Source organism: Streptomyces sp. CA-250714 (genome assembly GCF_050936705.1).
Lineage (GTDB): Bacteria > Actinomycetota > Actinomycetes > Streptomycetales > Streptomycetaceae > Streptomyces.
In genome coordinates this window covers 1,083,573-1,100,919 of the sequence record NZ_JBNJMI010000002.1, presented here as the reverse complement: position 1 = coordinate 1,100,919, position 17,347 = coordinate 1,083,573, and the positions used below count along the sequence as shown (strand labels likewise).

Sequence of the window (17,347 nt, the reverse complement as noted above, 5' to 3'; positions counted from 1 at the left end):
CTGACAGACTCGCGGATTTCGCCGGCGCCCCGCCGCCCGTGCGGCGGGGCTCTTTCACTGTCTCGTATGCGACACCGCTGTCTCATATGGACTATGGTTGTCTCATGAGTCTGGACCGGGAAGAGCTGCTGAGCACCGCCGCCGATGTGCTGACGCGGCGGCCGACGTCCTCGATGGACGACATCGCCAAGGCCGCGCGCATCAGCCGCGCGACGCTGCACCGGCACTTCGCCGGCCGCGAGGCGCTCATCCGCGCGCTCGAACAGCTCGGCCACCGTCGCCTCAACGCGGCGCTGGACGCGGCCCGGATGGACGAGGGCGACGCCGCCGACGCGGTGCGGCGCGTCATCGCCGAGGCGGAGCCGCTCGCCGGCTTCCTCGGCTTCCTCGTCACCGAGAACCAGCTCTTCGAGCCCGGCGAACAGCACGAGGGCTGGACCAGGATCGACGAGCGCATCAGTGCGCTGTTCCAGCGCGGCCAGCACGAGGGCAGCTTCCGTATCGACCTGTCACCGGCCTGGCTCACCGAGGCGCTCTACGCGCTGATCACCGCGTCGGCCTGGGCGGTCCAGGACGGCAGGGTCGCGGCCCGCGACTCGGTACGGATGACCGCCGAGCTGCTGCTCGGCGGCGTACGACGGAGCAGTGAGAAATGAGCAGCAAGACCGCCGGCCCCGGCCCCCAGGGAGAGCGCTTCGGGGCCGACCCCTCCCGGCTGCGCTGGGTCGCCCTCGCGGTGCTGGTACTGGCCGTGCTGCTGGTCGGTATCGATGTCACCGTCCTCGGTCTGGCCGCGCCCTTCCTCAGCGAGGATCTGCGCCCCTCCAGCACCCAGCTGCTGTGGATCGGCGACGTGTACTCGTTCGTCATCGCCGGACTGCTGGTCTCCATGGGCAGCCTCGGCGACCGGATCGGCCGTAAGAAGCTGCTGCTCACCGGCTCGGTGGCGTTCGGGGCGCTGTCGGTGCTGACCGCCTACGCGCACAGCGCCGAGGCGATGATCGTGTGGCGGGCGCTGATGGGCGTGGCGGGCGCCACCCTGATGCCCGCCACCTTGGCGCTGATCCGCAACATCTTCCCGGACCCGCGGGAGCGCAGCCTGGCCGTGGGCATCTGGGGCGCGATGACCGCCGCGGGCACCGCGGTCGGTCCCGTCGTCGGCGGATTCCTGCTGGAGCACTACTGGTGGGGCTCGGTCTTCCTGATCAACCTCCCGGTGATGGCCGTACTGGTGCTGGTCGGCAGCAAGCTGCTGCCCGAGTCCAAGAACCCGGCGCCGGGACCGTGGGACCTGCCGAGCGTCGGACTGTCGATGGTGGGCATCGTCGCCCTCGTCTACGCCGTGAAGGAGGCCGCGGCCTACGGCTTCCGCTGGGACGCCGTGCTGGCGGCCGTCGTCGGACTGGCGGCGCTGTACGCGTTCGTACGGCGCCAGCTGCGGCTGCCGGCGCCGCTGCTGGACATGCGGCTGTTCGCCCATCGCGGCTTCAGCGGCGCCGTCCTCGCCGACCTGCTGACCATCTTCGGACTGTCGGGACTGGTCTTCTTCCTCTCCCAGTTCCTCCAGATGGTGCAGGCCCGCACCCCGCTCCAGGCCGGGCTGGCCGAACTGCCCGCCGCCATCGGCTCGATCGTCGCCGGTCTGTTCGCGGGGTGGGCCGCCCGCCGTACGTCCGTGCGCGGTGCCGTCTCCGGCGGACTCACGGCCGTGGGACTGGCGTTGGGCGCCTGCCTGTGGCTCCAGGCCACGACGGGCTATCTGCTGCTGGGCGGTGTGCTGCTGGTCGTCGGCGTGGGCGCCGGGCTGGCGTTCACGGTGACCGCCGATGTCATCCTCTCGACGGTGCCGAAGGAGCAGGCCGGTGCGGCCTCCGCGGTCTCGGAGACCGCCTACGAACTGGGTGCCGCGCTCGGCATCGCCCTGCTGGGCTCGGTCGTGACGGGCGTCTACCGCTCCTTCGTCACCCCCGCCGGTGTCCCGGAGGGCGCCGCGGAGCACGCCCGGCAGTCGCTGGGCGAGGCGGTGCGGACGGCGCACGCACTGCCGCCCGCCCAGGGTGAGGCCCTGCTGGCCGCGGCCCGCGACAGCTTCACCGAGGGCCTCCGGTACGGCGCCACCGCCGGCGCCGTCGTTCTACTGGCCGCCGCGGTACTGGCCTGGCGCCTCCTGCGGGGGCAGCGCCTGTGAGGGCGCCCCAGCGCGCCCGGCGTCAGGCGGCCTTCGCCTTCGTCGCGTAGACGTCCACGTACTCCTGGCCCGACAGGCGCATCACGTCGCTCATGACCTCGTCGGTGACCGCGCGGAGCACATAGCGGTCGCGGTCCATGCCCTCGTAGCGGGAGAAGTCGAGGGGCTCGCCGAAGCGCACCGTGATCCGGCGGCCGCCGCCGATCCTCGGCAGGCCCTTGCCGCCCGGCTGCACCTCGTCCGTACCGATCATCGCGAACGGCACGACGGGCGCGCCCGTCATCAGTGCCAGCCGCGCGATGCCCGTACGGCCGCGGTACAGCCGGCCGTCGGGGGAGCGGGTGCCCTCGGGGTAGATGGCGAAGAGGTTGCCCTCCTCCAGCACCCGGCGGCCGGTCATCAGCGCGGCGACGCCCCCGCGTCCGCCGTCCCGGTCGACGGGGATCATCCCGACCCCGGTGAAGAACCAGGCCATCAGCCGGCCCTTGAGGCTCTTGCCGGTGACGTACTCGTCCTTGCCGATGAAGAAGACCTGGCGGGTGGTGACCAGGGGCAGCACCATCGAGTCGATGAAGGTGAGGTGGTTGCCGGCCAGGATCACGGGACCCGAGCCGGGGATGCGGTCGGCCCCTTCGACCTTCGGCCGGAACAGCACGCGAAGAAGCGGGCCGAGCACTGCCTTGATCAGCCGGAAACGGGACAACGGACCCTCCGCCCAAGTCGATATGGCCGTGCGCTTGGTCGATGCGCACGGACGCGCAGATGAGGACGATACTCGCCGCTTCGGGTACCCGGCACACCGGGTTGCTTGCACCGTTACGGGGAATTGACGCGGGTTACTTCCGTATTGCTCCGATGCGCGGTCACCGACTCGCCTGTGTTTCCGCTGTGTTCGCACGTACGTCTCCCCGGTGCCGCCCGGCCGGTCCTACGATCAGCCCGACTGTGTGGCAGGGGCCGGACATCGGTGCCACCGGGACAGAGGAGAGCGCATGGGACAGGAGCAGCAGCCGGGCCGCAGAACCGTGCTCGGGGCGGCGGCGGTGCTGGGCGCGGCGACGGGCGCGGTGGCGCTCGGCGGTGGCGCGCAGGCAGCGGACCGCCCGGCGGCGGGGAGCGACGGAACCGGATCCCGCCGTCTGCCCACCCCCCTCGTCGTCGCGCACCGCGGCGCCAGCGGCTACCGCCCCGAGCACACCCTCGGCTCCTACCAGCTCGCCCTCGACATGGGCGCCGACGTCATCGAGCAGGACCTCGTCCCCACCAAGGACGGCCACCTGGTGTGCCGGCACGAGAACGACATCACCGCCACCACCGATGTGGCCGGCCACCCCGAGTTCGCCTCCCGCAAGACCACCAAGACGGTCGACGGCACGAAGCTCACCGGCTGGTTCACCGAGGACTTCACCCTCGCGGAGCTCAAGACGCTGCGCGCCAAGGAGCGCATCCCCAAGCAGCGCCAGCACAACACCCTCTACGACGGCCGCTGGGAGGTGCCCAGCTTCGAAGAGGTCCTGGAGTGGGCCGAGAAGCAGAGCAGGCGGCGTGGCCGCCCGGTGTGGCTGCACATCGAGACGAAGCACCCCACCTACTTCCGCAAGCTGGGCCTCGGTCTGGAGAAGCCGCTGGCCAAGCTGCTGCGCCGGTACGGACGGCACAAGGCGCACGCGCCCAACTTCGTGCAGTCCTTCGAGCCGAGCAGCATCCAGCAGCTGGGCAAGCTGGTGGACTGCCCCCGCGTCGTCCTGCTGTCGGGCCCCACCTCGCGCCCCTGGGACTTCGTGGAGGCCGGGGACCCGCGTACCGTCGCCGATCTGGTCAAGCCCGAGGGGCTGAAGTGGATCGCCGGCTTCGCGCAGGGCATCGGGCCCACCCTCGATCTGATCATCCCCCGCAAGCAGGACGGCTCCCTCGGTGAGGAGACGACCCTGGTGCGGGACGCGCACGCGCAGAAGCTGGTGCTGCACCCGTACACCATGCGCAACGAGAACGGCTTCCTCCCCGCCGACTTCCGCAAGGGGGATGACCCGAACGCGTACGGCGACGCGTTCGGCGCCTTCAAGCGCTACTTCGCGACGGGCATCGACGGCCTCTTCTCCGACCAATGCGACACCGCCCTGCTGGCCGCGGCCGACTTCCGCGGCGACGACTGACCGCCTTCCGCGGCGAGAACTGACCGCTCCCACCCGTAGGAGTGACGCGCCGCCCGCCCCGCAACCGGGGGCGGGCGGCGCGCGTGCAGCGGCGTATGACCGAACCCTCCCTGATGGCGCCGGGCCTGCCGGAGTTGCTGGAAGCCGAGTGCGCCGCCGAGGCCGCGGCCTGCTCCGGCGCGGACGCCGAGGATCTGCGACAGGGCGTCTGGGTGCGCTGGCTGGAGCGCCTGCGCGCGGCCGGGCCGCCTGCCGAGCCCGCCGCATGGCTGGCCGAGGCGGTACGCGCCGAGGCCCGTGCGGTGGCCGGCGCCCGGGGACGCGAGGTGCCGCGTGGTGCCGAGCCCGCGCTCCGCGTACCCCGGCAGCGGCGGGTCACCGCTGTCGACGGCACCGGCGATCCGGCCAGCGAAACCGAGGCGCCGCTGCTGGCCGCCGAGCGGCGTCGCGAGCTCGGCGCGGCCGTTGCCCGGCTGCCGGGGCGCTGCCCGCCAGTACTGCGGGCGCTGCTGTCCCGGGAAGAGCCCACATACCCGCAAATCGCCCAAGAGTTGGGAATCTCACAGGGTGCGGTGGGCCCGCTACGTTCCCGCTGTCTGGAATGCCTGCGCAGAATGCTCGCGGCAAAGGTTCCACCACCCGGACTCAGGGGAAGGGTGCGAGAGGCAACCGGCGTCACCAGGGCAGACTGCACGGACACGGCACCCTCACTCTCCCGTGCCCGTGCGCACACAACTTGGGGAGGCATGCGCACATGGGCATGAGCGTGACCATCTCTGCGGCGGACGAGCGAGACGCCGAACAGATACTGAAGCTGCAGTACCTCTGCTTCCAGAGCGAGGCGGAGCTGTACGGCGATTACCGCATCGAGCCGCTCGTCCAGACGCTGGACGAGCTCCGGACCGAACTGGCCGAGGGCTGCATGGTGGTGGCCCGGCTGGGCGAGGAGGTCGTCGGCACCGCGCGCGGCAAGGTCGATGCCGAGGGCACGGCGCGGATCGGCCGGCTGTGTGTGCATCCTCGTCTCCAGGGACACGGGCTGGGCGGGCGGCTGCTCGCCGCCGTCGAGTCCAAGCTCGCCGACAAGTTCGCGCCCAAGCGCTATCACCTGGTGACCGGCAGCCGCAGCGAGGGCAATCTGCGGCTGTACCGGCGGATGGGGTACACCCCCGTGGGAACCGAGCGCGACCGCCGGGTGACCCTGGTCGCACTGGCCAAGGACGCCACGGAGTACGCCGCCAGCGCGTAGCGCTTCGCGGGCGCCGCCGGACGTCGGGGCTGGTGTTGTCGCGGAGCCGCCGGACCCTCGCCGCGGTGGCTGGTCGCCGTCGCGGCGGGCATTGCTGTGGGGGCTACGCCCCCACGCCCCCAGCGCAACTTGCGCGTGGGGACATCTAATCGCCCTGGCGACGTCGCAGCCACCAAAGCCCCGTCAGCGGGAGGGCGACCGGGATGAAGAGGTAGCCCATTCCGTAGTCCGACCAGACGGTGGCGTCCGGGAAGGCGGAGGGTTCCACCAGGGTCCAGGTGCCCACGGTGAGGACACCGGCCAGCTCCAACGCGCAGCAGGTGAGGGCGGCTTTGCGGGCGCCCTCACCGCCGCGGACGAGGGAGAGCGTGATGAACGCGTACACCACGGCGGCGACCGCCGAGAGGATGTAGGCCAGCGGCGCCTCGTGGTAGCGGGTGGACAGCTGGACGATGGAGCGCGAGGCGGCGCCCACCGTGAAGATCCCGTACAGCGTGACCAGCAGCTTGCCCGGGCCGGTGTTGATGCCCGCGCGCCTGGGCGCGGGAACGGTCTGCGAGGGCGTCTGTTCAGCCACCCGTGCCGCCTCCCCAGATGTCGTGGAGCCGCACCTGGAGGACCGCCAGCACGACGGCGCCCGCCACCACCGTCAGCGAGCCCCACTTGGTGCGCTCCGTGAGTGAGACCAGACCCACCACGGGCACGCAGGCGACGATGCCGACCAGGTAGGAGAAGAAGATCAGCGAACCGTCCGCCGCCGTATGACCGCGGGCCACCTGCACGATGCCGACCACCAGCTGTGCCAGTGCGAGCACGGTCACCACGGCCATGCCGGCGAAGTGCCAGTCCTTGGTGGGCTGGTCGCGGTAGGCCGCCCAGCCGCACCACGCGGCCAGCAGGAGCGCGGCCACGGCGAGCGTGACGGTGAGCGGGGTGAGCATGTGAAGGAGTCTAAAAGGGCGTCCGGGCCCGCCGACGCGCGCCCCCGGACGCCCGCGTACGCTGCCCGGCATGAAGTTCGAAGCCCCCGTGACCTTGCTGTTCGACAACGACGGCACCCTGCTCTCGTCCATGGAGTCCGTGCTCCGCTGCTGGACGAGGTGGGCGCGGGAGTACGGGATCAGCGCGGAGGACTTCGCAGCGGTCGAGCTGCACGGTCGGCCGGCTGTGGACATCGTCGGTGATCTGCTGCCCGCCGAGCAGGTCCCCGAGGCGCTCGCCCGGATCGAGCGGCTGGAGGTCGAGGACGTACCCGGTGGCGGGGTCGTCGCGCTGCCCGGCACCGCCGAGCTGCTGGCCTCGCTGCCGGAGGGGAGCTGGGCCGTGGTCACCTCGGCGACCCGGGAGCTGGCCGAGGCCCGGCTGCGTGCCGTTGGCATCGAGGCGCCGCTGGTCATCGCCGCCGACGACATCACCCGCGGCAAGCCCGACCCGGAGCCCTATCTGCTGGCGGCCGAGAAACTGGGCGCTGACCCGGCGCGGTGCGTTGTCTTCGAGGACGCCCCCGCCGGGCTTGAGGCGGGCCGCAGGGCGGGCATGCGGACCGTGGGCTTGGCCACAACACACACCCGGGAACAGCTGCGCGCCGATGTGGTCGTGGAGCACCTCGGTTCGGTGACGGCGCAGGTCACAGCCTCGGGTGTGACGGTCGTCGCGGAGGACTGAGCGGGCCGGAGCCCACCGGGCGGCTGTCCATTTCCGCGTCCACAATGCGGACAGCGGCCTCCGTACCGGCTGTCCCGTCTGGTTTACTGAGCCCCATGAACACGACGAGCTGCCGCACGCTTGCGACCGAGGCGACCTTGACGCCCGGTGCTCGTTGTATGCCTGTGCGCGCCTGGCCGTCGCAGACCGCGCGGCGAATGTGTGCCCGCTGAGGGCCCCCGCCTGAGCTGACCGAGGCGACTCGCGCCCCGAAGCGAGTCACGAGCCCGCGCACCGAGCACCGCAGACAGAGCAACCCCCGCCGACACCGCTGCGCCCTCCGGGCGTTCGGGGCAAGGCCGGGAGAACCCACCCACGCACGCCGCGAACAGCGCAGCCGTGGGCGCGCTCTGCCCGCACCGCCGCGGATGCGCCGCGCCCCCTCGACGGCACCGTAAGCGCTCATCCCACCGACACCACGGATGTTTCTGTGATCACGACAACGGACCTCACAAAGGTCTACCGCACGCGGGACCGCGAGGTCACCGCTCTGGACGGCGTCGACCTCCACGTCAGCGAAGGCGAGGTCTTCGGCGTCGTCGGCCAGAGCGGCGCCGGGAAGTCCTCGCTCATCCGCTGCGTCAACCTCCTCGAACGCCCCACCTCCGGCACCGTCACGGTCGACGGCCAGGAGCTCACCGCCCTCGCCGGCAACGGCAAGCGCGCGAGCAAGGAACTGCGCGCGGCACGCGGCCGGATCGGCATGGTCTTCCAGCACTTCAACCTGCTGTCCTCGCGTTCGGTCCTCGGCAACGTCGAGCTGCCGCTGGAGATCCTCGGGTACAGCGGGCAGGAGCGCACCCGCAAGGCGCGCGAGCTGCTCGACCTGGTGGGCCTCGCCGACAAGGCCAAGGCGTACCCAGCGCAGCTCTCCGGCGGCCAGAAGCAGCGGGTCGGTATCGCGCGGGCGCTGGCCGGCGACCCCAAGGTGCTGCTCTCCGACGAGGCGACCTCGGCGCTGGACCCGGAGACCACCCGCTCCGTCCTGCAGCTGCTGCGCGACCTCAAGGAGCAACTGGGCCTGACCGTGCTGCTGATCACGCACGAGATGGACGTCGTCAAGGCCGTCTGCGACTCCGCGGCGCTGATGAAGGACGGCCGTATCACCGAGTCCGGCACCGTCCCCGAGCTGCTGGCCACGCCCGGCTCCGAGCTGGCCCGCGAGCTCTTCCCGGTCGGCGGGGTGCCCTCGGCGCCCGGCCGTACGGTCGTCGACATCACCTTCCACGGGGCGACGACCACCGAGCCGGTGATCTCCAAGCTGTCGCGGACCTACGAAGTCGACATCTCCATCCTGGGCGCTGCCATGGACACCGTCGCGGGCAAGCAGGTCGGCCGGATGCGGATCGAGCTGCCCGGCAGCTTCGAGGACAACGTCGTGCCGATCGGGTTCCTGCGCGAGCAGGGCCTGACCGTGGATGTCGCGGCCGTGGCCGAGGACAACGAGAAGACCGACGCCGCCGACAGCGCTGACGGCCTCGTCAAGGAGGGTGCCAAGTGACTTGGTCTCAGATACAGCCGCTGCTGTTCCAGGGGTTCTGGGACACCCTCTACATGGTCGGCTGGTCCGCGCTCATCGCGCTGATCGGCGGGCTGCCCCTCGGCGTGCTGCTCGCCCTCACGGACAAGGGCGGGATGCTGCACAACGCGCCCGTCAACAAGGTCGTCGGCGCGATCGTGAACATCGGCAGATCGCTGCCGTTCATCATCCTGCTGATCGCGCTGATCCCCTTCACCCGCTTCGTCGTCGGCCAGTCCGTCGGCTCCACCGCGGCCATCGTGCCGCTCGCCATCGGCGCGATCCCGTTCTTCGCGCGGCTGGTGGAGACCGCCGTCCGCGAGGTCGACCGGGGGCTGGTCGAGGCCGTGCAGGCGATGGGCGGCGGCACCCCCACCGTCGTCTTCAAGGCGCTGCTCCCGCAGGCCCTCCCGTCCCTGGTGGCGGGGCTGACCACGACCGTGATCGTGCTGATCGGCTACTCGGCGATGGCCGGCACCGTCGGTGGCGGCGGCCTCGGCTCGGTGGCGGTGCAGTACGGCTACCAGCGCTTCGAGACCAACGTCATGATCGCCACGGTGGTCGCGCTGATCGTCATCGTCACCGCCGTACAGATCATCGGCGACGCCGTCGTACGGCTGCTGGCCGCCGCCCGTGGCGGCGCGGGCAGCGGCGACGGCGGGGTCGGCAAGCGGCTCGCCCGGCTCGGCCGCGGCCGCACCGTCGCGGTGGCCGCCGCCGTCGTGGTCCCGCTGGCACTGATCGGCTACGGCATCGGCCAGGGCGGCGAGGACAAGCAGACCCTCAAGGTCGCGGCCTCGCCCACCCCGCACGCCGAGATCCTGGAGTACGTCCAGAAGCACCTCGCCGAGAAGGAGGGGCTCAAGCTCGACATCCGTAAGTTCAACGACTACGTGGTGCCCAACACCGCCACCGAGAGCGGCGAGGTCGACGCCAACTTCTTCCAGCACAAGCCCTATCTCGACGACTTCAACAAGAAGCAGAACACCCACATCAGGCCGGTCGTCAACGTCGAGCTGGAGCCGCTGGGCCTCTACTCCAAGAAGGAGAAGAGCCTCAAGGGCATCGGGTCCGGCGACACCGTCGCCGTCCCCAACGACAGCACCAACGAGGGCCGCTCCCTCCACCTGCTGGCCGAGCACGGTCTCATCAAGCTGAAGCCCGGCGCAGGGCAGGAGGCCACCCTCGGCGACATCGCCGACACCAAGGGTCTGAAGTTCAAGGAGTTGGAGGCCGCGGCGGTCCCGCGCGCGCTCGACGACGTGGACGCCGCCGTCATCAACGGCAACTACGCCGTCGACGCCGAGCTGAACCCGGCCAAGGACGCCCTGGTCGCGGAGCAGGCGAAGGGCAACCCGTACGCCAACTTCCTCGCGGTCAAGGACGGCAAGCAGCACGACCCGCGGATCGAGAAGCTGGCCGAGCTGCTCAACTCCAAGCAGGTCAAGAAGTTCATCCAGGACAAGTACCAGGGGGCCATCGAACCGGTCTTCGGGCCTGTGGGATCGTGAACGCCACGGCCCGACCGGGGAAAGTCCCCCTGTCGACAAGTCTCTGATCAGCGCCGGGCCCCACCCGCCAAGGGGGGCCCGGCGCTGCACATCACGGTGCCGATGCTGCATGCTGTGCACCCCGACGTGTAGGAGCGGCGCATGACCTCGACCTTCCCGGACATCTCGATCAGCACGGACCGGCTCGTGCTGCGCCCGTTCGAGGAAGCGGACGTCCCCGCGCTCACCGAGATGATGGCGGACGACCAGATCACCGCCTGGCTGGCGGCGCCCGTGCCCTACACCGAGGCCGAGGCCAGGAACTTCATCACCCGCCACGCCCCCGCCCGGCGCACCTCGGGCGACGGCATCGTCTTCGCCGTCACCGAACTGCTCACCCAGCGCCTTGTCGGCCTGGTCGAACTGCGCGACACCGACTGGCGGGTGCTCTCCACCCACGCCTCCTACGCAACCGCCTCCTGGGCCCGTGGCGAGGGGTACGCCTCCGAGTCACTGGGCGCCGTGGCCCAATGGCTCTTCCAGGAGCAGAAGTTCGAACGCCTGGAGATCCGCACCGCGGCCGACAACACCGCGGCCCAGCAGGTCGCACAGAAGCTCGGCTGCATCAGCGAGGGAGTGCTGCGCAACGCCTGGATAGCGCGCACCCGCACCGAGAACTGGGGCTCCTCCCGACAGGAGGCCCAGGGAGGCTGGGCGGAGATCCGTACCGACCTCATCGTCTGGAGCCTGCTGCCCGAAGATCTCGACGGTGCCTTCGAAGGCGCCTTCGACCAGTCGGCCGAGGCCGGCGGCTACGCGCCCTACCCCGGCTGGCCCCAGCGCCACTGACCGCGCGCGGCCCCGGCTGCCCCCCAGAGCATCGGCCGCGGCGCATACGGGGCGCAGGGTGCACCGACGGCCGCGCACAGCAGGACGCGGAGGCCGCCCCCACCCCCACAGGGGGTACGCTCAGTGGGCCCGACCTGCGATGAGCACAGGAGACACCCCACATGGCCGACCGCGTCACCGTGATCGGGTGGGACGGTTCGCCGCTGACCGACGCCGCCCGCTCCGCCCTCGCAGCGGCCACCCTCGTCGCCGGAGCCGCACACCATCTCGCCCTGCCCGAGGTTCCGCCGCGCGCCGAGCGCATCCGGCTCGGCAGCACCTCTCTCGCGGCCCGCCGTATCGCACGCCACCGCGGCTCCGCCGTCGTCCTCGCCGACGGGGACCCCGGCTTCTTCGGTGTCGTACGGACCCTGCGCGCCCCCGAGCACGGCCTGGAGGTCGAGGTCGTGCCCGCCGTCTCCTCGGTCGCCGCCGCCTTCGCCCGCGCCGGGATGCCCTGGGACGACGCCCAACTCGTCGTCGCCAACAGCCGCACCCTGCGCCGCGCCGTCAACGTCTGCCGCGCCCACAACAAGGTCGCCGTGCTCACCTCGCCAGGTGCCGGGCCCGCGGAACTCGCCCTGCTGCTGACCGGGGTCCACCGCACCTTCGTCATCTGCGAGGCGCTGGGCACCGAACGCGAGCAGGTCACCGTCCTCACCTCCGACAAGGTCGCCGACCACACCTGGCGTGACCCCAATGTCGTCATCGTCGTCGGCGGTACGGGAGCCGGCGCCGACAGCGGCGCCACCCAGGGCAACGCATGGCTCGCGGGCCACGAGGTCGGCTACCCGCCCGCCGTCCGCGGCTGGGCGCTGCCGGCGGTCGAGTACACCGGGGTACCGGCGTACGGGCGGGCCGGCGCGCCCCGGGCCGGTGAGTCGGTGCAGCTGCGCGCCGCCCAACTCGCCTGGCTGGGGCCCCGCATCGGCGACCTCGTCTGGGACATCGGCGCCGGCAGCGGAGCCCTCGCGGTGGAGTCCGCGCGGTTGGGCGCAGCCGTCATCGCCGTCGACCGCGACGCCGACGCCTGCGCCCGTATCCACGCCGCCGCCCGGCGCTTCGGCGTCCAGTTGGAGACCGTGCACGGCGTGGCACCGCCCATCCTGGAGGACCTGCCCGAGCCCGACGTGGTGCGGGTCGGCGGCGGGGGAGCGGCCACCGTCACCGCCGTCGCCGACCGCCGCCCCACGCGTATCGTCACGCACGCCGGCACCAGAGATGAGGCAGAGGCGGTCGGAAGGGCGCTCGGGGAGCGGGGTTACGCCGTCGAGTGCGCTCTGCTTCAGTCGGTGGAACTGGAGACGGCCGAGTGGACGGAGACCGAACGCTCCGTCGTCTTCCTGCTGTCCGCTGTCCGGACCTGAACCTCTGTGACGTGACAGTGAACCTCTGTGACGTGCTGCGTGACGAACCCCGACGAAGTGCGCTTTCTCTCCCACCCGTGGCCGGTGGGGGCTGTTGTGACGGGTAGGCTGATGGACTGTTGTGCCACCGTTCGGGGTTGACGCTTCGTCCGTCATTGTCCGGATGGTGTAGGCGGAGGCACGTGCCGCACAGAGTGCGTGCTCGTTCTTCATCTACGGGGCGCGGCGGTCCGTCCGCCGGGTTGGAAGGAGCACTAGCGATGGGCGAGGGGAACGCATGACTGACACCGGTCAGATCCCGGGCGAGGGGCTGCCGGAGAACGCAGGCGGGCAGCAGCCGGAGGGGCAGCCGGGCGTTCCGGCCTCCGGCACCTACACCTTCGCCGACCCGGCCGGCGGCGTCGGCGACGTCCAGGACGCGGCCCAGGCACCCTCCGCCCACGCCCCGCAGGGCCTCCACGAGGCACCAAGTCACCACGAACCGCACGAGGAAGAGGACCTGCTGCTGATGCCTTCGGCGCAGGGCGCCTGGAACGAGCAGTCGGCGCCCGGCCCGGCGCAGCCGATGCCCCAGCCGCAGCCCCAAGCCCAGCCGCAGCCGGAAGCCTCCTACGGGTACGAGTACGACCCGCACGGGCAGCCGCCCCAGTCCGCCGCCGGTCAGCAGCCGCCGCAGGACGGCCGGTTGACGCCCGAGGGGACGTACGCGCCCGAGGGCGCCCACGCACCGGGCGAGGTATACGGGGTCAACGGCCATGCGCAGCAGGGATACGGGCCGCAGGACGCCGCGTACGTTCACAACGCGCAGGGCGTCCCGCAGCCGGCCGCGCAGGACGGCGGGCCGGAGCAGCCGCAGCCCGACGCCGGACCAGCTGCCGCCGCACAGCCGGACGCGGTGGACGCGAGCGCCCCGGGTCCGCACGAGACCGACGGCCGTGACTCCGGCGCCATCGATGTGAGCGCCGTACGCACGCCCCAACAGCCGCACGGCGCATCGGCGTCCACGCCCGCGACCACGCAGAGCGCCCCCGGCAACGGGCCGCGCCGTCCGCTGCACCTCGGGCCGCCGGTGCCCGAACAGTCCGGCACCGTACGCCCGCTCTCGGAGCGGGCCACCGCGCAGCCGGCCCCCGCGGCTCCGCAGGCCACGCCAGTACAGGGTGCGCCGCGGCCTGCCGTCCCGGCGGACGGTCGGCTTCCGGCGGAACAGCCCCAGCAGCCGTCCGCACCGCAGGACTCCGCCGCCGCAGCACAGCACCCGGCAGCCGCACAGCCCGCGGAGGTCCCGCACGGCGCCGTACCGGCCGAACAGCAGCCCGCCGGGCCCCAGTCGACAGCTCCTGCTGTCATGGACCCGCAGACGGCCGGGGTGGCGCCCGTCGAGCAGCCCGCGCAGGCCGAGACGCCGACGCCGCAGCCGGAGGCGCACCAGCCGGGTGCCGAGCAGTCCGCGCAGGCGGCGGCCGGTGTGCAGGCCCCTGCTCCCTCCCACCCCGACCCCGCGCCGCAGGCAGCCGCACCGGCTGTCGAGGAGCCGCTGCCCGGCCCGCAACTCGGTCAACTCCCGCCCCAACAGGACGCCTGGGCCGCGCAGCCCGAGCCCGCCGCCGAGCCCGCCGTCCCCACGGCGCCGACGCCCCAGGACGCCGGGTCGGAGGCGGCAGCTCCCGGCTCCGCGCCCGAAGCCGTACAACCGGAAGCCGGACAGTCCGAAGCCGGACAGCCCGAAGCCGTACGGTCCGAAGACGTCCAGGCAGACGGCGAATCGCAGCCCTCCGCCGAGGCCCCCGGCGCTGCTCCCGAGGCCGTCCCGGCCGACGGCGAATCGCAGCCCTCCGCCGAGGCCCCCGGCGCTGCTCCCGAGGCCGTCCCGGCCGACGGCGGCCAGGCTCCCGGCGAGCCGGAGACGACCGCCGAGGCCGCCCCTCAGGAGGTGCCCGCAGCGGAGAACCCCGCCAACGAGGGTGTGCCCGGCCCCCGTCAGGAGGCGCAGCCGGGTGGGCTGCCCACGGTCCCGGCGCAGGGTGGGGGACCCCAGCCCGAACAGGGCGCCGGCGCGCCGCCGATAAACCAGGACGCGGAGCAGCAGAACGGCACCCAGCCGGACGGGCCCGTGATCCCCGAACAGGCAACAGCCTCCGACTCCCCGGGCACCCCGTCCGAGGCCCAGCCCGGCGAGGAGCCCGAGGCCATGCCGGTGCCCGAATCCGCTGCAACCCAGACCACAACGGACGCACAGCCCGGCACCGCCGAGCCCGAGGCCCCGGCGGCCGAGGCCGCCGCGCCCGAGGCCGCCGCCCCTGCCGAAGGGGCACCGGCCGAAGGCACCGCACCGGACGCCGCCGCCACCGCCGACGCCGCCGAACAGGACGGCGCGGGACCGGAGGCAGCCGCTGCTGCGAGCGCCCCGCAGGACTCGGTGACCATGGAGCTGACCGGCGTTGCGGAAGCCTCCGAAGCGGCCCCGCAGGACGCTGCTCCGTCCGAGAGCCCGGACGCCCCCGACGCCGCCGCCCCCGTAGAGCAGGAGTCCCCCGCCGCCGAGGCGGGCGCACCCGGCGCGGAGAACGCCGAAGGGACAGCTGCCCCGGCCGAAGGAGCAGCAGCCGACGCCGCCCCGAACGCCGAGCCCGCGAACACCGAGCCCGCGGCGCCCGAAGGCGCAGAAGCCGCCGACGGTGCCGCAGTTGACCCGGCCGACGGTGAGACCACCGGCAACGGGACGGCCGAAGCGGAGGCCACCGACGCCCCAGCCACCGACGCGGCCGAGGCCACCGACGCGGCCGAGACCCCCGAGGGCGAGCCGACCGCCGACGGGTCCACAGCCGGCGAGCCCACCGAGGGCGAAGCACCTGACGGCGAGCCCGCCGATGGCGAGGCGCCCGACGCCGAGCAGACCGAGTCCGCCGAGGCCGACACCGAAGCGGCCGACCCCGAGCCCACCGACGAACAGTCCCCCAACGGGCACCCCGCCGCCAACGGAACCGCCCCCGAAGCGGCATCCGCCCCGGAAGCGGAATCCGCCCCCGCAGGCGACCCCGCCCCCGGATACGCCGCGGCGGAGCGGGAGGCCGTACACCGGCTGATGCGGGAGCGGCGGGACATCCGTAACGGTTTCCGGCCCGACCCGATCCCGCACGAGGTGCTGCTGCGCGTTCTCGAGGCGGCGCACACGGCACCCAGCGTCGGGCACTCGCAGCCGTGGGACTTCGTGGTGATCCGCTCCGAGGAGACCCGCCGGACCATGCACGAGCTGGCCGAGCGGCAGCGGCAGGCGTACGCCAAGTCGCTGCCCAAGGGCCGGGCGAAGCAGTTCAAGGAAATGAAGATCGAGGCGATCCTCGACACCCCGGTCAACATCGTCGTCACCGCCGACCCGACGCGCGGCGGCCGGCACACCCTCGGCCGCCATACGCAGCCGCAGATGGCGCCGTACTCCTCCGCGCTCGCCGTGGAGAACCTGTGGCTCGCCGCGCGGGCCGAGGGACTCGGGGTGGGCTGGGTCAGCTTCTTCGACGAGCGGGAACTGGTCCGCACGCTGGAGCTGCCCGAGCATCTGGAGGTCGTCGCCTATCTGTGCGTCGGCTACGTCGACGAGTTCCCGGACGAACCCGAGCTGATGCAGGCGGGCTGGTCCAAGCGGCGCCCGCTGTCGTGGGTCGTCCACGAGGAGGCGTACGGGCGCCGCGCGCTGCCCGGCGCCGAGCCGACCGGCATGCTCGCCGAGACCCTGGGCACCATCCGCCCGCTGGACGCGAAGGCGCTCGGCGAGGCGTGGGAGCGGCAGAAGCGGATGACCAAGCCGTCCGGGGCACTCGGCATGCTGGAGATCATCTCCGCGCAGCTGTGCGGGCTGTCCCGCAAGTGCCCGCCGCCGGTGCCCGAGCCCGCCGCCGTCGCCGTGTTCGCGGGGGACCACGGGGTGCACGCGCAGGGCGTCACGCCCTGGCCCCAGGAGGTCACCGCGCAGATGGTGGCCAACTTCCTGGGCGGCGGCGCCGTCTGCAACGCGTTCGCCAACCAGGTGGGCGCCGAGGTGTGCGTCGTGGACGTCGGAGTGGTGGCCGAACTGCCCACCACGCCCGGTCTGCTGCCCCGCAAGGTCAGGGCCGGTACGGCCGACATGACCGCCGGGCCCGCGCTGACCCGCGAAGAGGTCGAGCGGGCCCTGGAGGTGGGCATCGAGACCGCCCGCGATCTCGTCGCGGCCGGCAACAAGGCGCTGCTCACCGGCGAGATGGGCATCGCCAACACCACCGCGTCCGCGGCGCTGATCGCCGCCTGCACGGGCGCCGACCCCGCCGAGGTCACCGGCCGTGGTACCGGCATCAACGACGAGACACACGCCCGCAAGGTCGAGGTCGTACGCCGGGCGCTGGAGCTCCACCAGCCCGATCCAGCCGACCCGCTCGGCATGCTCTCCGCGTTCGGCGGGCTGGAGCACGCCGCGATGGTCGGGCTGATCCTCGGCGGTGCCTCGCTGCGTACGCCCGTCATCCTCGACGGGGTCAGCGCCGGAGCCGCCGCGCTGGTGGCCCGGGCCGTGGCGCCCGAGGCGCTCGCCGCGTGCATCGCCGGTCACCGCAGCGCGGAGCCCGGCCATGTCGCGGCCCTCACCAAGCTGGGGCTGCGGCCGCTGGTCGACCTCGATCTGCGGCTGGGCGAGGGCACGGGCGCGCTGCTGGCGCTCCCGATGGTGCAGAGCGCGGCCCGTGCGATGCACGAGGTGGCGACGTTCGACGCGGCGGGCGTCACCGAGAAGAGCTGACGCGGCGCCTCGACGCGGCGT

General features: G+C 72.6%; 14 protein-coding genes and 1 pseudogene. 12 read left to right on the top strand and 3 right to left on the bottom strand.

Annotation, left to right across the window (positions count from 1 at the left end):
- Positions 1-104: 104 nt before the first annotated feature.
- The gene (locus ACQEU8_RS23845) at positions 105-656 is read left to right on the top strand and encodes a TetR/AcrR family transcriptional regulator (RefSeq protein ID WP_433104347.1); all 552 of its coding nucleotides are present in this window, start codon (positions 105-107) and stop codon (positions 654-656) included.
- Positions 653-2,188 carry an MFS transporter gene (locus tag ACQEU8_RS23840; RefSeq protein WP_433104345.1) on the top strand — a complete coding sequence of 512 codons (1,536 nt, stop codon included), beginning with the start codon at positions 653-655 and terminating at the stop codon, positions 2,186-2,188. Before ACQEU8_RS23845 ends, ACQEU8_RS23840 begins: the two co-directional genes overlap by 4 nt.
- A gap of 22 nt (positions 2,189-2,210) precedes the next feature.
- On the opposite strand, the gene ACQEU8_RS23835 is transcribed toward ACQEU8_RS23840, so the two are convergent.
- The gene (locus ACQEU8_RS23835) at positions 2,211-2,891 is read right to left on the bottom strand and encodes a lysophospholipid acyltransferase family protein (RefSeq protein WP_433104343.1); all 681 of its coding nucleotides are present in this window, start codon (positions 2,889-2,891) and stop codon (positions 2,211-2,213) included.
- A 289-nt stretch (positions 2,892-3,180) separates the two neighbouring features.
- On the opposite strand from ACQEU8_RS23835, the gene ACQEU8_RS23830 reads away from it, so the two are divergent.
- The 3 genes from ACQEU8_RS23830 (at position 3,181) to ACQEU8_RS23820 (ending at position 5,590) form a co-directional block, all read left to right on the top strand.
- Entirely contained in the window at positions 3,181-4,341 is a 1,161-nt protein-coding gene (locus ACQEU8_RS23830; protein ID WP_433104341.1) for a glycerophosphodiester phosphodiesterase, read from the top strand.
- A 95-nt stretch (positions 4,342-4,436) separates the two neighbouring features.
- Positions 4,437-5,105, top strand: a complete 669-nt coding sequence (locus ACQEU8_RS23825; RefSeq protein WP_433104339.1) for an RNA polymerase sigma factor — start codon at positions 4,437-4,439, stop codon at positions 5,103-5,105.
- Positions 5,096-5,590: a GNAT family N-acetyltransferase gene (locus tag ACQEU8_RS23820; RefSeq protein WP_433104337.1), complete on the top strand. Its 495-nt coding sequence runs from the start codon at positions 5,096-5,098 to the stop codon at positions 5,588-5,590. Before ACQEU8_RS23825 ends, ACQEU8_RS23820 begins: the two co-directional genes overlap by 10 nt.
- Positions 5,591-5,735: 145 nt before the next feature.
- On the opposite strand, the gene ACQEU8_RS23815 is transcribed toward ACQEU8_RS23820, so the two are convergent.
- Both ACQEU8_RS23815 and ACQEU8_RS23810 read right to left on the bottom strand, forming a co-directional pair.
- Positions 5,736-6,167 (bottom strand): hypothetical protein, encoded by a 432-nt coding sequence (locus tag ACQEU8_RS23815; protein ID WP_433104335.1) that lies wholly within the window; start codon positions 6,165-6,167, stop codon positions 5,736-5,738.
- The gene (locus tag ACQEU8_RS23810) at positions 6,160-6,531 is read right to left on the bottom strand and encodes a hypothetical protein (RefSeq protein ID WP_433104333.1); all 372 of its coding nucleotides are present in this window, start codon (positions 6,529-6,531) and stop codon (positions 6,160-6,162) included. Before ACQEU8_RS23810 ends, ACQEU8_RS23815 begins: the two co-directional genes overlap by 8 nt.
- Positions 6,532-6,601: 70 nt before the next feature.
- On the opposite strand from ACQEU8_RS23810, the gene ACQEU8_RS23805 reads away from it, so the two are divergent.
- From ACQEU8_RS23805 to cobT, 7 genes and pseudogenes are all read left to right on the top strand, one after another.
- Positions 6,602-7,255 (top strand): HAD family hydrolase, encoded by a 654-nt coding sequence (locus tag ACQEU8_RS23805; RefSeq protein WP_433104331.1) that lies wholly within the window; start codon positions 6,602-6,604, stop codon positions 7,253-7,255.
- A gap of 469 nt (positions 7,256-7,724) precedes the next feature.
- On the top strand, positions 7,725-8,795 hold the full coding sequence (locus tag ACQEU8_RS23800; RefSeq protein WP_433104329.1) for a methionine ABC transporter ATP-binding protein: 1,071 nt from the start codon (positions 7,725-7,727) through the stop codon (positions 8,793-8,795).
- A pseudogene (locus tag ACQEU8_RS23795) lies at positions 8,792-9,439 on the top strand (methionine ABC transporter permease); the annotation flags it as partial. The gene ACQEU8_RS23800 and the pseudogene ACQEU8_RS23795, both read left to right, overlap by 4 nt.
- Before the next feature lie 96 nt (positions 9,440-9,535).
- Entirely contained in the window at positions 9,536-10,324 is a 789-nt protein-coding gene (locus ACQEU8_RS23790) for a MetQ/NlpA family ABC transporter substrate-binding protein (RefSeq protein ID WP_433108672.1), read from the top strand.
- A 141-nt stretch (positions 10,325-10,465) separates the two neighbouring features.
- Complete coding sequence (locus ACQEU8_RS23785; RefSeq protein ID WP_433104327.1) at positions 10,466-11,152, top strand: GNAT family N-acetyltransferase; 687 nt, start codon at positions 10,466-10,468, stop codon at positions 11,150-11,152.
- A gap of 161 nt (positions 11,153-11,313) precedes the next feature.
- Positions 11,314-12,558, top strand: a complete 1,245-nt coding sequence (cbiE, locus tag ACQEU8_RS23780; protein ID WP_433104325.1) for a precorrin-6y C5,15-methyltransferase (decarboxylating) subunit CbiE — start codon at positions 11,314-11,316, stop codon at positions 12,556-12,558.
- A gap of 277 nt (positions 12,559-12,835) precedes the next feature.
- Positions 12,836-17,326: a nicotinate-nucleotide--dimethylbenzimidazole phosphoribosyltransferase gene (gene cobT / locus ACQEU8_RS23775; protein ID WP_433104323.1), complete on the top strand. Its 4,491-nt coding sequence runs from the start codon at positions 12,836-12,838 to the stop codon at positions 17,324-17,326.
- The last annotated feature ends 21 nt before the right edge of the window (positions 17,327-17,347 follow it).